We start from the raw sequence: 22,085 nt of genomic DNA, 5'->3' as shown, positions 1-22,085 counted from the left end.
TAAGGTTATTTTTAACCTCAATTTCTTAAGGAGTGGCTCTCATGAAACGTTTGTCTCTGTTGGTTCTGGCTTTCTGCCTCACCCTGGTTGTCGGTATTTCTGCCGGCTTCGCTGCAGAAGAAAAGAAAGACCCCTTGGCGGCTTGGAAGCCCAAGTTTGATTCGAGTGGTGCCGAGTACACCTACATCCTCTCTAACATCTCACACCCGGTTATTGAAGGTGTCGGTGCAGGCTACCGGATTCGCGATCGCGTCTGGGAAGCTTCCAAAGGCCGCCTCTATGTTGACTTCCGCCCCCTGGCCCAGCTCGGCGGCGAGAAAGACGTTATCAACAAGCTCAAGCTCGGTGCCGTGCACGGCATGCTCAGCTCCTCGGTGGCGGCACAGAATGTTGCTGACACCCTCGGAGTCGTTAACATGCCTTATGTTGTCGATACTTTCGATAAACTCGACACGTTCCGTAACACTCCGGAGCTCTGGCAGCCTTTTGCTGACAGCGCCCTGAAAAGCGGCATCATGACGGTTGACGTCACCGGTTACGGCCCTTACGGTTGGGCCACCACCACCCCGGTCAAAACCATCGAAGACGCCAAGTCGATTAACTTCCGGATTGCCCAGGCGCCACTCAACGCGGACTTTTACAAGGCATGGGGCATGAAATTTACGGTCATGCCCTGGCCGGACGTTCCCCAGGCACTGCAAACCGGTGTTATCACCGGCCTTGATCACACCGCGATCGTTTGCAACATCACCAAGAAATTCACCATTGCCAAGAATTTTACCGAGCTCGACTATGCCCAGGGACTTTTCATCCACCTGATGAACAAGCGCTGGTTCGATAAGCTGCCTGCAGACCTGCAGGAGATCCTGTTGACTGCTATTAAGGAAGAGAGTGCAGCGACCCGCGAGCTGACCCGCAAGCAACACGACACCCAGGTTGCCAAGGCCAAGGAAGCAGGCGTCACCTTTACTAAACTATCCGACGCCGAAAAGCAGCAGTTAATCGATGAGATCGCTCCTGTTTATGAGAAGTGGGGAGAGAAGATCGGCATGGATTATTTCAAAAAGGTGCAGGCTGCGCTCGGTAATTGATTCTTGATACAAAAACAGCTATGATCTGCGACCGGGGAGAGGCTCTCTTCCCGGTCGTTTTTTTTGCGGCAACGCCTCAATGGCGAAGTGAGCCATATTTTTAAACATCTATACGTTGGGGTTTTCTGCTTTTCGCGCCTCGCCTACAGGCGACGCGCCTCTTTCCTATGAAAAAACTTATCTACTATATTCACCGTGTGTTCTCTTTCGTCGAGGACTGGAGTCTCTTCGCGACAGTCATGGTTGCCCTGTCGGTTGCGATCGCCAATGTCGCCCTGCGTAAACTGACCAACGACGTCAACCTCTACTGGTCCGACGAAGTGGTGCGCAAGACAATCTTCTTCACCACCTATGTCGGCTGTATCGCGGCAATCCGCAACCGTTCACTGATCCGTATCGACGCATTGCCCCAACTCTTTCCCTTCCTGAAGAAGCCACTTACTGTTTTCAGTCATATCGGTGTGCTGGTTTTCTCCGGTTTCATGATCAAGCTCGGCTATTCCCTGACTGAAATGGTCTACTACGACGAATACGCCAAAACAGCGTCACTGCAAATTCCCGAATGGTATTTCTACGCGGTTCTGCCGATCATGGGCGTGATGATGTTTGTTCGCACCCTGATTATCATGGTTGAAGACTGGTTCGGCATCAAACTCTGCGAACCGCCAGTTGAAGACGAGGTGGCCTGATGGAAACCAATTACCTCGTCATTATGGCGCTGCTGATCGGTTGCCTGGCTACAACGATCCCGGTCTTCATGGCACTCTTCTTTACCGGTATGGTCGGCCTGGTCTGGATTGCCGGTATCGATCCACAGATCGTTATCGAAGTTCTCTACCGCAGCATGGACAAGTTCGCTCTGATCGTTGTGCTTTTCTTCGTCCTGTGCGGCAACATCATGACCACCGGTAGCATCGTCTCAAAACTGATCAAGACAGCGAATTGCATGGTGGGCTTCCTGCCTGGCGGTCTGGCCATGGCAGGGATTCTGGCTTGTGGCTTCTTCGGCGCCATTTCCGGTTCCACGGTCGCCACGGTCGTGGCGATCGGCGGCTTCATGATTCCGGCGCTGCTTGAAAATAATTATGACGAGAAATTTTCTGTAGGCGTCATGACCACCGCGCCAATTCTCGGCGTCATAATCCCACCGTCGATTTCGATGATCCTCTATGCCATGGTCACCAACGACCCGCTTGAGGCGCTCTTTTTAACCGGTTTCGTTCCGGGTGTCCTGATCATGTTCTTCATGTCTCTTTACGCCTACTTCTTCTGCAAACGCCGGGACACCGTGACCATGCCGAAGCCGAGCCTGCAGGAAGTCTTTGCCACCCTGCGCGAAAGCTTCTGGGCCCTGATGCTGCCGGTCCTGATTTTCGGTGGCATCTACTCCGGCTACTTTACGGCCAACGAAGCGGCTGTGGTCGCCTGCTTCTACGCCTTCATTGTCGAACTCTTTATTCACCGCGATCTCAAGCTACGTGAAATCAAGGGGGTCGTCATCTCGTCTGCAATCACCTCGTCAACCCTGTTGGTGATTGTCGCCGGGGCCTCAGTTTTTGGCGAGTACCTGACCTTTGAGCAGATCCCCGGCCAGATCGCCAACGCCGTGGTCGAGAATATTCAGACCCCCTGGGTTTTTCTCCTCTCGGTCAATATCCTGCTGCTGATTATCGGCATGTTCATGGATATCATTTCCGCCACCCTGATCCTGACACCGATCTTTCTCCCCCTGCTGAGTCGCTTCGGCATAGACACCATGCATTTCGGCCTGCTCATGACCCTGAATCTGGGCATTGGCTACTGCACGCCGCCGCTGGGTGTCAGCCTCTATATTTCGGGAGCGGTCGCCGATCGTGATCTGATTTATGTTTCCAAGGCGGTGCTGCCGTTTCTGTTAATTCAGGTTGCCATCCTGATGCTGCTGACTTTCTGGCCCGACCTGGTGCTCTTCCTGCCTCACTGGGTCTACCCGCCACCTTAAAGGCTGGCCTTGGCTAGGTTGACCGTCTAATTCAGACGAGGGAGGTTTTGATGGAAACAAAAATACTGATTCCGGTCGATGGTTCGGAGACCGCGGATCGCACTCTCAAAAAGATCATTGCCCTAAAAGAACGTTTCCCGAAAGAGTTGACCCTGCTCCATGTTGTCGATGTCGACAAATTGGCGTACCGCATGATTCCCGACTTCCAGATCGAAATGGTGAGGGAAAATGCCGGCAAGGCCGGGCAGCATGTGCTTGACAGCAAGGTTGCCATCCTTGAAGAGGCCGGCTTTACCGTGGAGGCCCGCCTCGAATTTGGCCAGCCCCGACAGTCTATCTGCAAAATCGCCAACGGTGAGGCCTTTCAGCTAATGATCATCGGTCGGCGCGAAAGCACCGGAGAGATCCGCGATGTCCTGTTCGGCTCGGTCGCCAACTATGTTCTGCACAACGTCGCCTGCCCGGTTCTGCTCTTCTGACCTTACTCCCCCAATCTTTCAGGGTGATCCATGAATTTTTCTACTGAGGACCTGCAACAACTCGAAGCTCTGGAGATTGAGCCGTCAAAAGCGGCCCGGCAGCTTGCCTGGTTACGCAGTGGTCAGCTCGATATCACGCTGGAGCGCTGCTGCACTGTCGATGACGGCATCACGCAGCTTCAGCCTGAGTCCCACGCTTACCTGTATAAGGCCTTCGACTCAGCGATCGCAGCCGGACGTCTGCGCCGCTTTGTCCCGGCTTCAGGTGCCGCATCACGCATGTTCAGCCCCCTGCACGCCGAGAGAGCTGTTTTTGATGCCTGTCGTGCTGTCGAACCGCTTACAGGGGCCTCGCAGGCGGAGCTCAACCTGCGACGTTTCCTCGATAAAATTGAGGCCTTCGCTTTTTACCCAGACCTGAACAACGCCATGGCGGAAGATGACCAGGATTTACAGCAAGCCCTGGCTGACCGCGACCTGCCCCTGATCGTCCGTTACCTGCTGGAACCCTGCGGCCTGAGCTACTCACGACTACCGAAAGGCCTGTTAGCCTTCCACGCTGCTGTTGACGGCTCCCGCACACCTTTTATTGAGCATCTCGCAGAAGCCGCGCTGTTGAACGGTCTGGACGGTGTTGTTCGGCTGCACTTTACCGTCTCCGCGGAACACCTTGAACTGTTCAAGGCGCAATTTGCCGCCTGGCAGGAGACCCTTGCTGCGGCCTACGGCTGTCATTTCGAAGTCAGCTACTCCACCCAGAAAGCTTCGACCGACACTTTGGCCCTGGATGCGAAAGATCAGCCGCTACGTGACAGTGAGGACCGCCTGGTATTGCGTCCCGGCGGGCACGGTGCCCTGATCAAAAACCTCAATGACCTGTCTGGCGACATCGTCCTGATCCGCAACATTGATAATGTTGTTCCCGACGTGCACAAGGACGCCAACCTGACCTGGGCCAAACTGCTGACCGGGTACCTCGTGACCCTGCAGGAAGAACAGCACGCTCTGCTCAAGGCGCTCCATGATCACCCGGAAGACCCTATGGCCCGGGAACTGGCGGTCTGTTTCCTTGGCGACCGGCTGCAGCTGGACGTCTCACTCTCTGACGACACCCAGAGCTTGCTCGACAAGCTTGACCGACCGGTGCGGGTGTGTGGCATGGTTCCCAACAGCGGTGAGCCCGGAGGAGGGCCTTTCTGGGTGCGCGGTAGCGATGGACGGGTGACCCGGCAGATTGTCGAAGGGGCGCAGATTGACAAGAGCGATCCCGAACAGGCGAAAATCCTGGCCGGTTCTACCCACTTCAACCCCGTTGACATGGTCTGTGGCGTCAGTGACTGGCGTGGTAGACCTTATGATTTGAATCGTTTTGTCGATGAAGATGCGGTGATCATCACCAGCAAGAGAATGGAGGGACAAGAACTTAAAGTCCTGGAGCTTCCCGGTCTATGGAATGGCGCCATGGCGGGCTGGCACACTCTGTTCGTCGAGATTCCGCCAGAGGCCTTCAATCCAGTGAAGACGGTCTTTGACCTGCTCAGACCGGCGCACCAGGCTTGAGCCCGCAGAAATAGAGTTAAGAGCAGCAAAGAGGCAGCAAAATTGAATTCTGATTTCTTTACTGCTGTACTGTTTAGTGATAACGAATTTTCCGGACACCCTCCAGTTGCTTGATCTCTTCCATCAATTCATGCCCAATGCTGCGTTCTTGCTGAGTGATGACCACCTGGTAAAAGAGCTCATCGAGGGCGAAGTCAAGCTGGGAGCTGATATTGGACACTTCGAGGTTCCGTTTGGCAAAAACGGCCAATAACTCTCCGAGCAGGCCATCACGATTGAGTGCCGTTACGCTCAGAGTGAGGAAACGATCCTTTTTCATTATCGGATCGAGTTTTTTCAGGAAAGTCAGGCTGACCAGGACCAGGGCTGTGGCAATAACGCCGAGACTGAAGAATCCCATACCGAAGGCCATGCCCAACCCGGCAACCGCCCAGAGGCTGGCGGCGGTCGTCAAGCCACGAACCGAGGCCCCTTCTTTGAGAATCACCCCGGCGCCGAGGAAACCGATACCGGTGACGATCTGTGCTGCGACCCGGGAGGGATCAAGGCGCAAGGTGCTTTCCGCGTCAAAGACACCGTACTTGAGGTAAAAAGCTTCTGAGACGATCATCATGACGCAGGAGCCGACAGCCACCAGCAGGTTAGTCCTCAAGCCTGCCGGGCGGCCGTGCTTTTCGCGCTCAAGACCCACCAGCCCGCCGGCCAGTGCTGCCAGCAACAGCTTGATGGTAATATCCAGCTCGACGCTACCCAGTAATGTCGTTTCAAAAAACATACGAAGACTCCCGCTACCATTTTACCTCATACTCAGCCAATCTGCAGGTGCTTTGGGGCAATAGCTCAGGCGACCTGGTCGATTCTGGCAAAACGTGGGACTTTCTGCCCTGCCACCTCAACAGTTTCCAGAAACATCAGCAAGGGTCGAACCCATAACGAGTTGCCGTCGCTGAGACAGCGGTAAACCACCAACTGCTCATCAGTTTCACTGTGTCTTGCCACGTCGATGACTTCGTAGAGATTGCCTTTGTAGTGCCGATAGCAACCCGGTTGAATCGTGTGTTGCATAACTTTTCCTCCAGGAAAGTTGTTGCTCGTAATGAAGGATATCCCAGACTCTGGTACACTGGGACAGATGGATTTTCAACGGGCCTATGAGCCAAACAAAACTTGACAGGCTTAACCCATTCATTATCGCCAAAGCGCAAAGCAGCAAAGAGAAAAAGAGACATTTTACGATCGATAAGAGCTTTTCCTCTGCGTGAAAACTTGCTTTGGTTTACAGCCCCTTTTTAGAAGCCTTCAGAAAGTTCACCATGACTCCTGCTACTCACGATAACCGCCTGCTCGATGCTGTGACGACAGATTTTGCCGTATTACGTGGTCAGCCGCAACCCTATGGTGTCAGCAATCTGGCCGAAGGGGTTAATTTTGCTGTCTTCTCACGGCATGCAACCACTCTCAGTCTTGTCCTCTTCCAGCCCGGAAACCTCGCTCCGTTTCTGGAGTTTCCCTTAGACCCCAAAATCAACCGCACCGGTGATGTCTGGCATCTCTGTGTGCAAGGGCTGCTGCCGGGTTTTGAGTACGGTTACCGGGTTGCACGTGACACGACAGAGGAGTCACCCATTCATCGTTTTGATGCTGACAAAGTTTTACTCGACCCCTACGCACGGGCGATTTCAGGCCCTTCCCTCTGGCGGGAATCAAGTCGTGCGGCGTCAAGGGCTGGGAATTGGCGCGGGCTGCTGGTCGATGACAAATTTGACTGGGAGATGGACCAGCCGCTCAATCGTCACCTGGCCGAATCAGTGATCTACGAAATGCATGTGCGTGGTTTTACCCGGCATGAGTCAGCTCAGGCCGTTCACCCGGGAACCTTTTTGGGCGTCATTGACAAGATCCCTTACCTGCAGGAACTGGGAGTTACCGCTGTGGAACTCTTGCCGGTCTTCGAGTTTGACGAAGCCGACAACTACCGAAAAAACCCCTTAACGGGAGAGGCTTTGCACAACTTCTGGGGCTACCACCCGTTAAGCTTCTTCGCTCCCAAGGCTGCCTACGCCGTCGACAAGAGGCCCGGCGCGCAGCTTTGCGAGTTCAAGGAGATGGTTAAGGCGTTGCATAAGGCCGGCATCGAAGTGATCCTCGACGTGGTGTTCAACCACACCGGAGAGGGCAATGAACAGGGCCGAACCATCTCCATGCGCGGGCTGGACAACAGCGTCTACTATATCGTCGATCCGGAGACCGGAGAGTACGCCAACTACTCCGGTTGCGGCAACACGGTCAATTGCAACCATCCGGTGGTGCGCGATCTGATTATCGATGCTTTGTGCTACTGGGTCACCGAGATGCACGTTGACGGTTTCCGCTTTGACCTGGCCTCCATCCTGGGCCGAGGGCCCGATGGTGAAGTGCTGACCAACCCGCCGCTACTGGAACGCATTGCTGGCAACCCGGTGCTGGCCAACACCAAGCTGATCGCAGAGGCCTGGGACGCCGCCGGGCTTTACCAGGTCGGCACTTTTCCAAATTTCGGGCGCTGGGCCGAATGGAACGGTAAGTTCCGCGATGACCTGCGGCGTTTCATTCGTGGTGACCTGGCCATGACCCCGGTACTGGCGACCCGTCTGGCCGGCAGCTCAGACCTCTACCAGGTTGACGGCCGGGCGCCCTACCACAGCATCAACTTTGTCACCAGTCACGACGGTTTCACCCTCGCCGACCTGGTCAGCTACAGAGAGAAACACAACGAAGGCAACGGCGAGTACAACGCCGATGGCGACAACCATAACCTGAGTGCCAATCATGGCTTCGAAGGGCCCAGTGAGGATTCGGCGATCCGCACTCTGCGAGACAAACAGGTGCGCAACTTTGCCAGTTTGCTGATCCTGGCTCATGGTGTCCCGATGCTGCTCGCCGGTGATGAAATGGGCCGCAGTCAGCAGGGCAACAACAACGCCTGGTGCCAGGATAACGCTCTCAGCTGGATCGATTGGGACGACCTTGAGAGCAACCGGGAGCTCTTCACCTTCTTTCGCCACCTGATCGCTTTCCGCCAGCAACATGCCTTGCTGCGCCCCCGTCATTTCGAGGGGGAAGAAAGCGGTGAGCGCTGCCTGACCTGGCACGGCTTCAGATTGCGCGAGCCAGACTGGTCAGAGACGTCCCAGTCTCTGGCCATGCACTTACAGGGTGCGGCTGATGAAGTTCAAATCTACCTGATCGCCCATGCGTCGACAAAAGCCACTGAATTCGCCCTGCCGGATGCGAGCAGCAACAAGCCCTGGCGGCGATTTGTTGACACCTCCCTGACCGTGGAAGGTCCAAGTTGTTCCCCGGGAGAAGAGGTGGTACTGCATGATCAGAAGAGTTATCGCGTTGCCGGACAATCCGTGGTTGTCCTGGTAAGATGAATCTGCATAAGTGTTGCAGCCGTCAACAGGCTGCCGCCGGCAAGACAGGAGGCTCCTCTCTATTCGGCAGAGAGCAGGGAGAGAAGAACCTGCAATATCAGTATAATCGTCAGCAACCCGACGATGCCGCCGGCAAGGCAGAAAAGAATGATGCCCAGAGTTTTCATAGCGAGCCCTTTCAGGCAAAAGATCTCTTGTTCTCAAATTATGGAGGAGATTTTGGTTGTGTCAACGCTCCTTTGTTTTGGCAGGCAGACTGCCCATAAGAGACAGGAAAAGTTTATCTATGAATTCTGTTCAGAAAACGTGTTGTGATCGTTATCTGCGTTATTTTTTGTCACTTCAGCTGTTTCATAAATGCAGCCGATGTGTCATAAACACTTTGCCCTTGTGATGTTGTTAAAAATTAAGTTTTCTCTGGCTTTGACCTCACACCTCCTCCGAGTATACTTATCTACTCTTTCGACTCTGTTGGAAAAGAATAAATAGGAGCTTTCTTTGAAAAAATTTACCTTTTTGGCAGGACTTCTCATCTGCGGGCTGGTGGCCTTTTACCTTTATATCGACACAACCCCACCGGTTATCTCCTGGGGCGCTGCGGAAAATGACAGCATTAACCACGCCCTTAACGTGAACGTTGCCGACGATGTCAGCCTGAAAGAGGTCTGCTACACCCTGTCCGGTGGCGCCTGCGCCGGTGAGGAACGTTGCTCAAGAGAACTGCAAACCCAATCCTTTGACCTGCCCATTGATCCTGATCAATGCGTTGTCAATTCGGACCCCCTGGAAGTGAAGATCACTGTCAAAGCGGTTGATTCCTCCCTTATCGCCAACAAAGCAGACGGTTCAATAACGCTAACCTACGATAACCAGGCTCCGAACCTGATGACCCTGCAGGGGTCTCTCTCCCTGAAACGTGGGGGGACTGGAGTGGTTCTCTACGAGGTGGGTGAAGTGCCCATTGAAACGGGAGTCCTGCTTGGTGATTTACGCTTCAGGGCCTTCGAGTTTGAGCCGAACAAGTACCTGAGTTTTTATGCCCACCCCTATAATGTAAAAGCAGATGAGTTCAAACCGAGGGTGTTTGCGGTTGATGCCGCGGGGAACCTGAGAAAGATCAGGCCCGGCTCAAGAACCGCTTCACACGCCTATCGTAAAGAGGTGATTGAACTGAGCGATGATTTTCTGGAAACCGTTAAAGATAAGATGATGGCAACCTCAACCCGGTCCCCTCTGGAGGTTTTTGTCGAAATCAACAACAAGGTTCGCCAGGAGAACTACCAGAAGATTGCTCAAATCTGCCAGAACACCGAGCAGAAAAAGCTTTGGGAAGGAGCCTTCCTGCGTAACCAGGGCGCAACCAAGGCCGGCTTCGCCGACAGTCGCACATATAAATATGGCTCAGAGGTTGTCAGCGAGCAGGTGCATTTGGGCCTTGATATCGCGGGGATCAACAACACCCAGATCTTCGCAGCCAACCACGGCAAGGTTCTCTTTGTTGGCGAGATCGGCATCTACGGTAATGTTGTCATTCTCGACCACGGCTACGGCCTGCACTCTCTTTACGGCCACCTCCACCAGACGAACGTACAGGAAGGAGACATGGTGAGAAAGGGCGACCTTATCGCGGTCTCTGGCGAAACGGGCCTGGTCTTTGGCGACCACCTGCACTACGAGATGCGCATTAACGGTGTCGCCGTTAATCCGATCGAATGGTTTGATAACGTTTGGGTTTTGAATAACATCGAGGCCTATCTGCCCGGTGTTGGGGAAGAGAAATAAATATAAGTTTCTGGTTATCTACTTCTCTCCAATCCTATTGTCGGGATCAATAATTCTCTTTACCACCCGTTCGTTTCTCTCACTAGAGACACAGAGGGCACAGAGAACACCTGGTTGTTTTTTGAATTTCTCTGTGCCCTCTGTGGTGAAAGGTTTTCTTTGAATGCCCCTCACTTGAGCAAAGTGGATAACCAGATATAAGTTTTTCTTTTGCGAGCTATCGATAGTAAGGCCCCCCGTTTTTGAGTGAGGCCTTTTATGCTGCAAGGGTTATAGGGGTCAAGCTACCAATTGTAATAGCGAGTTGAATCCGCGAATTGTATTCGATTTGGACATTTACTGGATAAAATAGCCAGCAACTTTCCAATGACCTTCATCCAGCATCACGGTAATGTACTCGGCCACGCTTTCGGCCTGTTGGTACCTGGAATCGAAGACCAGGGAGATATACTCACCCTCCGGGCTATCTACAGCCGTTGTGGAATAACTCGAGTCCTTTTTCTTGCGCTCGAGCAAGGCCCCCGAAAGGGCTCGGGCCTTGGTCAACTTCTCCACCCAGTCCTTTTCAGTGACTCTTTCCTTCATCAAACCCGCTGACATCTGCCAGCTTTCAGCATAATTGCCTGCATCGACCAGCTGCAAAAACTCCATGGCCACTGCCGTTGCCTTTTCGGCCTTCTCCGTATCCGGTGTTTCATTGAGAATCGGAAAAACGATCATAAAGACGCAGGCAAGGATAAGAACAATGTGAATCCGAAATTGCTTGGGGATCAAAACAAACCTCCGGTCAGGAAAACTTAGGGATCGATATCTACTATGAAAAAAGGGTCAGGTCTACACATTTCATTCCACGAGGCTCTCATGCAGAAAGCTCTGATGACGCTTACGCCCTAAGCCTCCTGCCCCAGGCGCCGGAACGCAGCAAGCACATCGTTCTGATTAAGAATACCGACCAGCTTTTGCGGATCCGCCGAATCGACAACGGGAAAGTAGCTGATATTGCGATGCAGTTGCAGAATCTTCAAAGCTTCGCGCAGAGGCTGGTCCGGACATAAGCAATATTGTGCTGTTGCGGTCAAATCTCCAGCGACAACCAGAGGCACAAGTGCCGGCTCAAAAAGCAGATTCCGAATCTCTGTGTAATCGATCACACCGATGAAACGGTCATTATCATCAACGACCGGGAAGCGATCGTAGCGACTATGGGCGATATGCTTGAGCAGTGCATAATAGGGAGTGCTATGCAGCACGGTTTCCACGTTCTGGCGCATAATATGCTTGACCAGTATGTCACCCGGATCCTTGAGATCATGTCCGACAGGAACCCCCAGAGAACTGCGAAAGTGGTGGACAACGTTATGCATTCCCTCTAGAGCCCCCACCGGTGCTTTCTTCTGCAACAGGGCAAGAATTGGCACCTCCCCTGAGCGCACAAGGCCGTGACGCACTGCGAGAGGCCCGATCAGTTCGAAGACCACCACGGACCCAAGAACAACCGTCTCAAGCAACTTGCCGCCAACCGGCCAGTTATGGGCCAGTTGACTGGCGAGACCGATCGCAACACCGGCTTGCGCCATCAGTGTCAAGCCTATATAGGCCCTTTCGTTCGGCCCGAAACCGCCGAGGCGGGCACCAAGGGCTGCGCCCAACCACTTGCCGAGGGTGCGCGCGAAGACGTAGACAACGCCAAGCAGTCCGATGTGCGCCAGGGATTCAATATGCAGGTTGGCGCCTGCCAGGACAAAGAAGATGACGTAGAGGAGGTAGTCGACCTGGCGGATGTCCTGCTGCAAACTATTCCAGCGCGAGCAGCTGTTAGCGAGGACCATGCCGAGGACCAGGCTGGCCAGCAGGGGATCAACCCCCAGCCCCCGGCAGATGGCCACGTTGACGGCAATACCACCCAGCATGAGAATCTTGTTCTCGCTCGGCAGCTCAAGGCGCTGAGCCCACACCGACATGCAAAAACCGATGCTGGCGCCGATCAGGACAGGACCGCCCATGCGCATCATCAGCAAGGCAAGCCCTTCGTCAGGAAAGATGAAAACATGGGCGATGACTGCGAAGCCGAGGACCGACACCAGGTTGTTGAATCCGACCAGGGTCAGCACAAGGTTGGTCACCTGTCCTTCTGCCTCGTACTCGCGGATGACCATCAGGGTGGCCGCAGGGGCTGTGGCTACGGCAATGATCCCCAAGAACATGGCGAACGCCAGCGAGGTTTGCCAGAGGGTCAGGCCTGGTAGGACTTTCTGCAGGACCGCCAGGTTGACCCCAAGGGTGGAGACCGCTACCAGGGTAAAAGTCAACAACATCTCACTGCCGGAAAAGAGCAGGACCCGATGCCGCCAGCGATCAAGGTGGCGAATTTCGAATAATCCGCCGATGTGCATCAAGATCAGGGCAAGAGCCAAATCAGAAACCAGGCGGAGCTCTGCAAGGACCTCCTCGGGGAGGAAGGTCGGCAGGTTGACCAGGCCGGCAAGGGACGGACCGATCAGCAAGCCTACCACCAGGTAGCCGGTGACTCTCGGGATATGGCAGAGCGAAGCCAGCCTGCCGCCCAGCAGAGCGCCGATGAAAATCGCAGCAAGCGCGATCAGTATGTGGAACAAAGAAGAGTCCATAACTTGTGTGCCAGCTCTGTCCGCCTTTGGCGAAGCAGGGAAACCATCAATCACGTGTCGCCGGCGTAAATCTCCTCTAAAGAGAGCAAACCGTTCTTCTCGCCTATAACCAGAAGACGATCTCCCTCCTTAAGGATGGCGCTGCCATCCGGGACAAAGGACTGGTCGTCGCGCGTCAGCATGGCCACCAGGCAGCCCTTGGGGATTTGCAGGTCGCTTAAGGACTGCCCGACCAGGCTGTCCGTGGGGTGATTGGCGCGAAGGTTCAGGATCAGGAAATGATCATCATGGAGCAGGCTCTGCCGCAGACCATGTTCGTCATTGGCCTGACGCCACTCCGTAAAGAAACTTTCTTCATCAATACGTTCTGCGATCCTGGCCAGAATCCTCAGGTGCTGGGTCGGGTTATGGTCCGGGCTGACGAGAAAGAATATCGTGTAAACGACCTCGACGCCCTCCACCTGGTAGTTCAGCGGATTATAGATCGAGATTTGCACACCCTGCTTCGCCCTGACCAGGATCATCTCTGCACGCTCGATCTTGTCCGAGCGGAAATGGGGGAGCGCTACCCCGCGTGTCACCGGAGTCGCCCCTATTTTATTGCCATCCATGACCTGCTTGCAGATATCCCCTTCGGTCATAGGGATAATGGTGCACAGTTGCTCCGCAACCAGTGCCACCACATCTTTGAATTGACTGGCAGTATCTAGATCAATAACCCTGCTGCGCATAACGATCTCATCAAAGGGGTCCTCTGCGCGGAGCCCCTTCTCTCGCAAGATTCCCCGCAACTCACTATCCAGGTCAACATGTTTGTGACGGCCAAGGCGCTCGAATACATGGTAGATGGCTCCTGCCCGGACCACGCGATGACGCCCATAGTAGAGATACCATCCGCTCGAGGCCAGAATCAGACCCGCAGAAAAGAGCATCGGTACGATCCCCATCTCAAAGATCAGGAAAAGTGGCAAAACAACTCCGGCCAGCTGCATCCAGGGGTAAAACGGGGAACGAAAGCCCGGGTCATAGGATTGAATCTGGCTCTCCCGCATGACGATCACCGCTATGCAGACCAGGGCGAACATCAGCAACTGAAAGGAGCTGGCCAGCTTGGCGATGCCAACCGGGTCGAAGAAGACGATGATGAGGATGATAACGGCCAAGGTTAACAAAATGGCATGAAAAGGTGTTCCGAACCGGCTCAGCTTGCGGAACAAGTCCGGCAGCAGATGGTCGCGGCTCATGGCCAGGGGGTAGCGCGAAGCACTGAGCAGCCCTGCATTGGCGACCGACACAAATGCCAATAGCGCCGCCAGAGACAGTAGCACAACCCCGGGGTAGCCCATGGCATAGCCGGCCGCCGTCGCGACGGGGGTCAGGTTACCACGCAACTCGTCGGGCGGGACCAAGCCTACGACCACTGTGGTTCCCAGGCCATAGACCAGAATGGCGCTGGCGAGGGCTAGAAACACCGCCCGCGGCAGATTCCGCTCCGGGTCTTTGACCTCCTCCGAAAGGCTTGCAACCTTGGTCACGCCGACATAACTGATATAGACCAAACCGGCAGTGGCGATAATGTTGTCGAAACCGGCCGCCAGGAATCCTTCGAAATGCTGAGGTTGTATGGAGAAGGCTCCGCTGGTAATAAAGATCAACAGCAGGCTGAGCAGTCCGAACACCAGTGCGACCTGAAGACCGCCGCTCTTCTTGGTGCCCAGGAGGTTGATCACGCCGAGTATAACTGCGATCGTTACGGCTATTGGAACAATCTGAAGGACCGGGAAGAACAGAGCAATATAGGCCCCCATCCCGACCAGTGCGAAGGCGACCTTGAGTACGAGGGCTAGCCAGGTACCTATGCCGCCGATCGTACCAAAAAATGGTCCAAGTGAACGGTCCAGGAAATAGTAGACACCTCCGGCACGGGGCATTGCTGTCGCCAGCTCTATGACACTGAAGGTGGCGGGAATCATCGGCAAGGCGGCCAGCATGTACGCGAGGACAAGCCCCGGGCCAGCACTGATGGCAGCGATGCCCGGGAGCAGGAAAAAACCGGCGCTCAGAGTCGCACCCGTGGCAATGGCATAAACATCGACCAGACGCAGCTCTTTTTTCAATCGTACGTGTGTCCTGGGAAGCGCCATCTTGCACTCTCGCCTGTCAAACTTCTGTTGCGGACCACTCCAGGTCCTCCGTCACCAATCAGCAGCCTGATCATGCCAAGGAAAGCTTAAAATATAGCATACCCCATTAGACTTTCGAAAAGACAATTGTCCGGCACAAACGTTTTCCGAGACCCCATTCCTTCTCAGCTGGTTTTCCGATCGAGGGAACGATATTGAATCGCCTCAGCCAGATGATTGACTTCAATATCTTCTGAACCGGCGAGATCGGCAATCGTCCGTGCCACCTTGAGTAAACGGGTATAGGTCCGTGCCGACAAACCGAGCCGGTCCGTCACCTGCTTGAGTAATTCCTGGCCGGCCGTATCTGCACGGCAAAAAGCCTGTAGCTGTTTGGGACCCATGCGTGCGTTGCAATGAATCCGGAACCGGGAGAAACGCGCCTGCTGAATCTCGCGGGCCTGCTCCACACGCCCTCGAATTATGACGCTCGCTTCCGCTGGACGGGTATCAGCGAGATCACTATGCGGCACCCGCGGCACCTCGACCTGAAGATCGATACGATCGAGCAAGGGGCCGGAGAGTCGGGTCCGGTAACGTTGGATCATGGCCGGAGTGCAGGTGCAGCTATGCTGGGAGTCGCCCTGGTAACCACAGGGGCAAGGATTCATTGCAGCGACCAGCATAAACGAAGCCGGGTAAGTCAGGCTTTGTGCCGCACGACTGATGCAGACCTGACCGTCTTCAAGTGGCTGCCGCAGCATTTCAAGGATGTTTTTCTTGAACTCAGGCATTTCGTCGAGAAACAACACACCATTGTGCGCTAGAGAGACTTCACCCGGACGGGGATGAGAGCCGCCTCCGATCAGGCCGGCATCGGAAATCGTATGGTGAGGCGAGCGAAAGACACGCTTGGCCACCAGCGCCTGGCCCTCTGGCAAAAGCCCAAGAATCGAGTGGATTTTGGTAATCTCGAGTGCTTCTTCAAACGTCTGTGCCGGCAGGATCGTGGAGATCCGCCGTGCCAGCATGGTTTTACCGCTCCCCGGAGGTCCGGTCATCAGGATATTATGGCCACCTGCTGCGGCAACTTCAAGGGCCCGCTTGACATGTCCCTGGCCACGAACCTCGGCAAAATCGACATCATCCTGCACCGCGTTGCCGATCATCGTGGCAATATCAACCCGGCACACTTCCAGAACCCGGTTGCCGGTGAGAAAATCAACAACTTCACCCAAAGTTTTTGCAGGGTAGACCGGCACACCATCAACCAGCGCCCCCTCTTCGGCATTGGCGACCGGCAAGATCAAGCCATCAAGATCCCAACGTCGCGCGGCAGCAGCCACCGGCAGGACACCACGGACAGGCTTGATGCCGCCATCGAGAGAGAGCTCGCCCATAAACAGGAACCGTCCGGCACGTTCAGCGGGCACCAGCCCGGTGGCCGTGAGTAATCCAATGGCCATAGGCAGATCGAACGCAGTTCCCTCTTTGCGAATATCGGCGGGAGCAAGATTGATGGTGATTCGTCGGGTAGGAAATTCGTAGCCGGAATTCTTGATGGCGGACTTGACGCGATCCTTACTTTCCTTGACCGCGCCCTCGGGCAAACCGACCGTAGCGAACTGCGGCAGGCCTTGGGCGATATCGACCTCTACCTCAACCGGGTAGGCATCGATCCCGAGCAGCGCCCCGGACAAAACCTTGGCGAGCATATATCCCTCCTGATTGTCGATTGCAATACCCCTTAAGCGGGGTAAAAATAAATCCGGAGGCGGGGAACATAAAGAGATGAAGCACTCCCTTTCCCTGCACGCCCGGGCACTACCTTACTGCTAAATCTGATGCTTTTAGTGTTTCAGGTTGTCCAGGTACTTCTCGGCAACAATCGCGGCAATTGCCCCGTCGCCAACTGCAGTGGCGATTTGCTTGAGAATTTTCTTGCGCACATCCCCGGCTGCAAAAACGCCTGGTATAGAGGTTTGGCAATCTGAATCAGCCAGAATATAACCTTCCGCATCCAGGTCGAGAATCTCAGCGAGAAAATGTGCTTTCGGTGTCACGCCAACAGCAACGAACATTCCGACAACATCCAGGGTTCGGGTTGAATCGTCCTGACGGTTGCGAAGGACAATACTGGTCACACCGCTGTTATCGCCGATTGCTTCTTCGACAGTGCTGTTCCATACCATCTCGATCTTGTCATTGGCGAAGATGCGCTCCTGCAAAACCTTGGTGGCACGCAGTTCATCACGGCGATGCACCATGTATACCTTGCTGGCAAAACGGCAGAGGAAGAGGGCTTCCTCTGCAGCGGTATCACCGCCGCCGATAATAGCAACCGGAACATCGCGAAAGAAGGCACCGTCGCAAGTGGCACAATACGAGACGCCGCGTCCGGTGAATGCCACCTCTCCAGGGATGCCCAGCTTGCTTGGCTCAGCGCCGGTGGTGATTATCACAGCGCGAGTACGAAACTCCTCTCCGTCCACGGTGACGATTTTTTCATCCCCCTTATCGACCAGACCGGTCACTTCACCGGTAATCGTCTCCAGGCCGAATTCCTGGCAGTGCTCCTGAAAACGCATCATCAGATCAGGGCCGTCTATGCCACCGGGAAAACCTGGGTAGTTTTCCACCTTGGTCGTGGTCATCACCTGGCCACCAAGGATCATCCGCTCTACCAGCAGAGACTTCAACTTGGCCCGCGAGGTGTAAAGGCCAGCCGTCAATCCGGCCGGGCCGCCGCCAATGATCAGTACGTCGTAAAGGGTGTCACTCATAGAATCTGTCCTGTTCTGTTTGGTTGCATTGAACTGCAGAAAATCGGCGCTCACCATAGCACAGCTGCCGAGAAGAGGGGAAGCCCCCATCCGCACCTTGGTACTTGATCTCACCATCTTCGTATGCCTAGTATATAGAAGATTAAGGAGTAGCACTCTCTCATGACAGACCATACCTCATCAGAGCACCACAATCACGATCAAGACTGCCATGATCAAAACGATCACGGGCTGCTGGATCACGGCATAACCCGTGGCTTTATCATCGCTATCGGTCTGACTGCTGTCACCCTGGTAGCTGAAATTATAGGTGGATTCTGGACCAATTCCCTGGCCTTGCTCTCTGACGCCGCCCATGTCTTCATGGATCTTTTCGCCTTGATCCTGTCTCTGGCGGCCATCCATCTGGCCAAATTCCCGGCCAGCGACACCCGCACCTACGGCTGGCACCGTGCCGAGATTTTTGCTTCCTTGATAAACGGTGTGACACTGTTGCTGATTGCCTTCGGCATTCTCGGTGAAGCCTGGGACCGCATGCTTCAACCGGAGGCAGTCAAGAGCAAGGAGATGTTCATCATCGCCATTATCGGCCTGATCATGAACCTGATTGCTGCCAGCCGCCTGCATGGCCACTCACATGATGACCTCAATGTCCGCAGCGCCTTCCTGCATGTTCTGGGTGATGCCATCGCCTCGGTTGGCGTCATCATAGGTGGCGTCATTATGCTCTACACCGAATGGTTTGTCCTTGATGCCCTGGTCTCCATGATCATCGTTCTGATCATCAGTTGGGGAGCGATACGCATACTTCGCGAAGCCGGACACATCCTGCTCGAGGGTGTCCCAAAAAACATTGACATCAATGAACTGGTCGACAAAATGCGTGCCACAGAAGGTGTCAAAGACATTCACCACCTTCATGTCTGGTCCATCTGCTCACACATCACGGCTCTGTCCGCACATATTGATATCGAGCCGGACTACCGCTTGCGTCAGGGCGAAATTATCGGTACTCTTGAACAGCTGTTGGATCACGATTACCATATCACCCACACGACAATGCAGGGAGAGTGCTCAAGCTGTTTGACCGGACCGATTATTCAACAGCTTAAGCATCGCCCCCGCAAAACAACCGACGACCACAATCATCATTCGCACTGAGGACTCATGCATCGTCTCATCAAGCCGATTTTCTGGACTTTCCTCTTCCTGGTCATGATGTTGGTCATCGATCAGATTCTGGTACAGGTGCCGCCTATTCATCCGGCCCATGCTGCCGTCAGCAACTTCTACCAGGATTTCCGCAAACGTCTCACTGATCTTGCCTTTGGCGAGAAGAAAGCAACACCCAAGTCAATAGAAGCGGTGATTGCAAAGCAGCAGAAAGAGAACGCTCCGAAGAAGACAGAGCAAACCAAGGAGCCGCAGGCTGAAGCCACGGCGGCACCGCAAACTAAAAAATCCCAGCGCTACATTTATTCTGACGGCAAAGGAGAACTTCACTTTGCCGACTCGCTGGATGATGTTCCGGATGAGTACCGGGGACTGGCACAGCCGATGGGGAAATAAACCCGGGACGCGGTTCGCGGTACCAGGAACGAGAAAAAGCTCAGATCACAGACAAACCCCGCATTTTCGAATGCGGGGTTTGCTTTTGTTGTTTATCTGTTCCGAAATGATTTTTATTCGATCAAGTCAAGGTTGGCAGAAATGATGGTAGAAATGTCACCGAGAGTTGTCTGGTTCGCCTCAAAAACACCCCAATAGAAACTGTTCCCTCTTTATGGTTCTCCTTGTTGAACAGTTCGCTCAAAAAAGCGTTTTGAACAGAACGGCCGGATCAACCGCAGGACGACCACTGTCGGCACAGCAGAGACCTTTGACCTTGCCTCGAAAGAAGTCAACGGCAATCAAGCTATCGATTTTACGCAGTTGGTGATCTTTGGGTACAAGCCTCTCCAGTGCAGACTGAATCCATACCGGTTTGTTTGTTGTTGTGCTCTATTAAGAGGCCGATATCCTAGAATAATTAGGCTCCCGAACAAAAAAATCCCCGCCAAATTGGCGAGGATTTTGTAGAGGTTACAGTCTTTACTCTTCTTCGCTGCCCGGCCAGTGCAGGTTGTCAACGAAAGAGGAGATGCCGTAAGTCACAAGGAAGGCGACTAAGGATACTGCCAAGCTACTCGCTGCTGGAATCAGGACCATCTTGTGGCCGAGGTAATCCCAGCAGAACATCACTCCGGCAATCCAGCCGAGTGTGAAGCTGATGCCGACGACGTGCTTGATCAACTCGAGGTAGATGACAAAGGTATAAATCATGTCACCCGCATTTTCTGAGCAGACGCCTTCAAGTTCCAGCCTGCGGTTCAAGCTTGCAGCAAAGAGACGGCAGGCGATCCACATGCAAAGAAAGAAAACAGCAGTGTAGCTGGCGTGTCTTACGAAAAGGTCTGTGTGTGCATCAATTTTTTGGGCACCGACGGCGAAAAAAAGCGAAGAGGAGAGTGCCGCAAGGTAGACAGGGCGTGTGCTCTTAATGACTGAAGTTCTGATTTTCTGGAACATGAATACCTCCCAAAGATATTGAAGGTCGCTTGGAGCGCTTTTACATCTTGTTCTATTTTCCTCGTTCTTTAAGAGCGAGTCCAGTTAGAATTCTATAATTTAATTATATTTAATTGGAGAATTAAAATTAAAATAATCAAACAATAACAAATGGTTGTGCCTCTAAGTGACTAATTTTAATCTACTTTATCCGTGTAAGGAAAATTATTTTAATCTAATATTGTGCATTGCTTTAAGCTTTTTTGTGTTGGTTTCGGTAAAACGAGTGTGCTCTGTAGTTCCTACACGCTGGAGGGCAATAATCGGCCGATCAATGCAGGAACAGCGGTTTCAACGCGCAGTGGCCTGGCACCGAGGTGGACCTGTTTCAACCCTGCGTTGACAAGCAGGTCTACTTCGTAGGGCGTAAAACCACCTTCAGGGCCGATCGCGAGAGTTATTTTCCCCTGTACGTCTGCTGGGCAGGGCTGTGATGATCCCGGATGAGCAACCAGGGCACAGCTGGCAGCGGCAAGCTCTGGCAGGTCGTCTTCGACAAATGGTTTGAAGCGCTGTTGCAGTTGAATGTTCGGAAGGATCGTGTCGCGCGCCTGCTCCAGGCCGAGAATGAGTTGCTCTCGCAATGATTCAGGCTCCAGGGAAGGGCTTTGCCAGTAGCTTTTGTCGACGCGCCAGCTATTGAGCATGATGATCTCTTTCACGCCAAAGGCCGTTAGACCTTGGAGAACGCGTTTAAAAACTTTGGGCCGTGGCAGGGCCAGGATAACGGTTATGGGTATCGGTGCGGGAGGAGATTTATCCAAAGAGATTTCCATCTCGAGAGCTGTTGCGTCGATAGATGTAACAGTCCCAGAGCCCGTCTTGCCACCAATAAGTCCGACCTGTAAAAGTTTGCCAATTGTTACGTTCAAGATTTTGCAGGCGTGTTCAAACCGTCGTCCATGCAGTCTGACGCGGTTGGTGTCGATAAAATCATTTTGATGCAGCAGAATCAGGTTCATAAGGTGTTTTTGCTACAAGTTGACAGGTCTGTGAAGGTCTCAGTCGAGAGGGTCCCAGTTGATGACTTCATTTTCAAAGTCGATCTGATAAGGATGTCTTTTTAAAAAATCCATGCCGAGCATGCCGTCAAAGGGGAGCTCTTTACCTTTCAGGTTGATGACCATGGCGGTCGCCTTTTTTCTTTGAAAAGGGCCGATAGTGATCTGCCTGAACTTGATTTTCTCTGACATGACAATACCACCACCGGCGACCCTGGCCTTGTACCTTTTGCCACTGGGTAAGTCGAGCTCTTTGATCGCTTCGCGATGAAGGACCGTTGTGGTTGCACCGGTGTCGAGCAGCAGGGAAAGTTTTACGGTCCTGTTTCCCATGGAAACTTCAGCGGGAACGATGACCCGGTTACGACTTACTTTGACGGGTGTTTGATATCTTCGGAGTTTCTTCTTGATTGCGGCTTTTCTTGCCCTCTCAGTCTGTTCCTGTGTTGCGAGAGCTTCTGCCCGGCTAGCCTTTTTGTTCTCACTCTTGATCTCAGTGCTAACTGAAACGTCTGGCTCGCTTATAGATGTCATGTCATCGCGATACTGAATTGGAACCTTGCTTTCATCATCGACAAAGGTGAGACGACCGTTTACATCGCGGTATTTGTAAATGTCTGCCATGCAATCATAAG

General features: G+C 53.7%; 19 protein-coding genes and 1 pseudogene. 9 read left to right on the top strand and 11 right to left on the bottom strand.

Annotated features, from left to right (window positions below):
• Window positions 1-41 precede the first annotated feature (41 nt).
• From P9J64_12235 to P9J64_12215, 5 genes are all read left to right on the top strand, one after another.
• Window positions 42-1,091 (top strand): TRAP transporter substrate-binding protein, encoded by a 1,050-nt coding sequence (locus P9J64_12235; GenBank protein ID MDG5469090.1) that lies wholly within the window; start codon window positions 42-44, stop codon window positions 1,089-1,091.
• 167 nt (window positions 1,092-1,258) lie between these two features.
• A complete protein-coding gene (locus P9J64_12230; GenBank protein MDG5469089.1) occupies window positions 1,259-1,780 on the top strand; it encodes a TRAP transporter small permease subunit in 522 nt (173 codons plus the stop codon).
• Entirely contained in the window at window positions 1,780-3,072 is a 1,293-nt protein-coding gene (locus P9J64_12225; GenBank protein MDG5469088.1) for a TRAP transporter large permease, read from the top strand. Before P9J64_12230 ends, P9J64_12225 begins: the two co-directional genes overlap by 1 nt.
• Before the next feature lie 50 nt (window positions 3,073-3,122).
• Window positions 3,123-3,551: a universal stress protein gene (locus P9J64_12220; GenBank protein MDG5469087.1), complete on the top strand. Its 429-nt coding sequence runs from the start codon at window positions 3,123-3,125 to the stop codon at window positions 3,549-3,551.
• A gap of 30 nt (window positions 3,552-3,581) precedes the next feature.
• The gene (locus tag P9J64_12215) at window positions 3,582-5,111 is read left to right on the top strand and encodes a DUF4301 family protein (GenBank protein MDG5469086.1); all 1,530 of its coding nucleotides are present in this window, start codon (window positions 3,582-3,584) and stop codon (window positions 5,109-5,111) included.
• Window positions 5,112-5,184: 73 nt separating this feature from the next.
• Here P9J64_12215 and P9J64_12210 read toward each other — a convergent pair whose 3' ends face one another.
• Entirely contained in the window at window positions 5,185-5,886 is a 702-nt protein-coding gene (locus P9J64_12210; GenBank protein ID MDG5469085.1) for an MgtC/SapB family protein, read from the bottom strand.
• Between the two features lie 65 nt (window positions 5,887-5,951).
• On the bottom strand, window positions 5,952-6,176 hold the full coding sequence (locus tag P9J64_12205) for a DUF1653 domain-containing protein (GenBank protein MDG5469084.1): 225 nt from the start codon (window positions 6,174-6,176) through the stop codon (window positions 5,952-5,954).
• A 248-nt stretch (window positions 6,177-6,424) separates the two neighbouring features.
• Between P9J64_12205 and glgX the strand changes: the two genes are divergently transcribed.
• Together glgX and P9J64_12195 are read left to right on the top strand one after the other, a co-directional pair.
• On the top strand, window positions 6,425-8,527 hold the full coding sequence (gene glgX / locus P9J64_12200) for a glycogen debranching protein GlgX (protein MDG5469083.1): 2,103 nt from the start codon (window positions 6,425-6,427) through the stop codon (window positions 8,525-8,527).
• Window positions 8,528-9,025: 498 nt separating this feature from the next.
• On the top strand, window positions 9,026-10,309 hold the full coding sequence (locus tag P9J64_12195) for a M23 family metallopeptidase (GenBank protein MDG5469082.1): 1,284 nt from the start codon (window positions 9,026-9,028) through the stop codon (window positions 10,307-10,309).
• A 336-nt stretch (window positions 10,310-10,645) separates the two neighbouring features.
• Here the strand turns inward: P9J64_12195 and P9J64_12190 are convergent, their stop codons facing one another.
• The 5 genes from P9J64_12190 to trxB form a co-directional block, all read right to left on the bottom strand.
• Window positions 10,646-11,083, bottom strand: a complete 438-nt coding sequence (locus tag P9J64_12190) for a DUF4019 domain-containing protein (protein MDG5469081.1) — start codon at window positions 11,081-11,083, stop codon at window positions 10,646-10,648.
• A 116-nt stretch (window positions 11,084-11,199) separates the two neighbouring features.
• Entirely contained in the window at window positions 11,200-12,936 is a 1,737-nt protein-coding gene (locus P9J64_12185; GenBank protein MDG5469080.1) for a cation:proton antiporter, read from the bottom strand.
• Between the two features lie 50 nt (window positions 12,937-12,986).
• A complete protein-coding gene (locus tag P9J64_12180; protein MDG5469079.1) occupies window positions 12,987-15,053 on the bottom strand; it encodes an amino acid permease in 2,067 nt (688 codons plus the stop codon).
• Between the two features lie 191 nt (window positions 15,054-15,244).
• On the bottom strand, window positions 15,245-16,774 hold the full coding sequence (locus P9J64_12175) for a YifB family Mg chelatase-like AAA ATPase (GenBank protein ID MDG5469078.1): 1,530 nt from the start codon (window positions 16,772-16,774) through the stop codon (window positions 15,245-15,247).
• Between the two features lie 135 nt (window positions 16,775-16,909).
• Window positions 16,910-17,842, bottom strand: coding sequence for a thioredoxin-disulfide reductase (trxB, locus tag P9J64_12170; protein ID MDG5469077.1), 933 nt, complete (start codon window positions 17,840-17,842; stop codon window positions 16,910-16,912).
• Window positions 17,843-18,004: 162 nt separating this feature from the next.
• Between trxB and P9J64_12165 the strand changes: the two genes are divergently transcribed.
• Together P9J64_12165 and P9J64_12160 are read left to right on the top strand one after the other, a co-directional pair.
• On the top strand, window positions 18,005-19,003 hold the full coding sequence (locus tag P9J64_12165; GenBank protein ID MDG5469076.1) for a cation diffusion facilitator family transporter: 999 nt from the start codon (window positions 18,005-18,007) through the stop codon (window positions 19,001-19,003).
• A gap of 6 nt (window positions 19,004-19,009) precedes the next feature.
• On the top strand, window positions 19,010-19,411 hold the full coding sequence (locus tag P9J64_12160) for a hypothetical protein (GenBank protein ID MDG5469075.1): 402 nt from the start codon (window positions 19,010-19,012) through the stop codon (window positions 19,409-19,411).
• 243 nt (window positions 19,412-19,654) lie between these two features.
• Here the strand turns inward: P9J64_12160 and P9J64_12155 are convergent.
• The 4 genes and pseudogenes from P9J64_12155 to P9J64_12140 all read right to left on the bottom strand — a co-directional run bounded on the left by P9J64_12155 (window position 19,655) and on the right by P9J64_12140 (window position 22,074).
• A pseudogene (locus tag P9J64_12155) lies at window positions 19,655-19,816 on the bottom strand (IS5/IS1182 family transposase).
• A 117-nt stretch (window positions 19,817-19,933) separates the two neighbouring features.
• A complete protein-coding gene (locus tag P9J64_12150) occupies window positions 19,934-20,410 on the bottom strand; it encodes a hypothetical protein (GenBank protein ID MDG5469074.1) in 477 nt (158 codons plus the stop codon).
• A 281-nt stretch (window positions 20,411-20,691) separates the two neighbouring features.
• Window positions 20,692-21,411: a 16S rRNA (uracil(1498)-N(3))-methyltransferase gene (locus P9J64_12145; GenBank protein ID MDG5469073.1), complete on the bottom strand. Its 720-nt coding sequence runs from the start codon at window positions 21,409-21,411 to the stop codon at window positions 20,692-20,694.
• A gap of 39 nt (window positions 21,412-21,450) precedes the next feature.
• Window positions 21,451-22,074, bottom strand: coding sequence for a retropepsin-like aspartic protease (locus tag P9J64_12140; protein MDG5469072.1), 624 nt, complete (start codon window positions 22,072-22,074; stop codon window positions 21,451-21,453).
• Window positions 22,075-22,085 lie beyond the last annotated feature (11 nt).

Source organism: Deltaproteobacteria bacterium IMCC39524, assembly GCA_029667085.1.
In the GTDB taxonomy this organism is placed as follows: Bacteria; Desulfobacterota; Desulfuromonadia; order Desulfuromonadales; family BM103; genus M0040.
The sequence above is the reverse complement of the archived record's forward strand: the minus strand, read 5'-3'. Positions and strand labels throughout refer to the sequence as shown.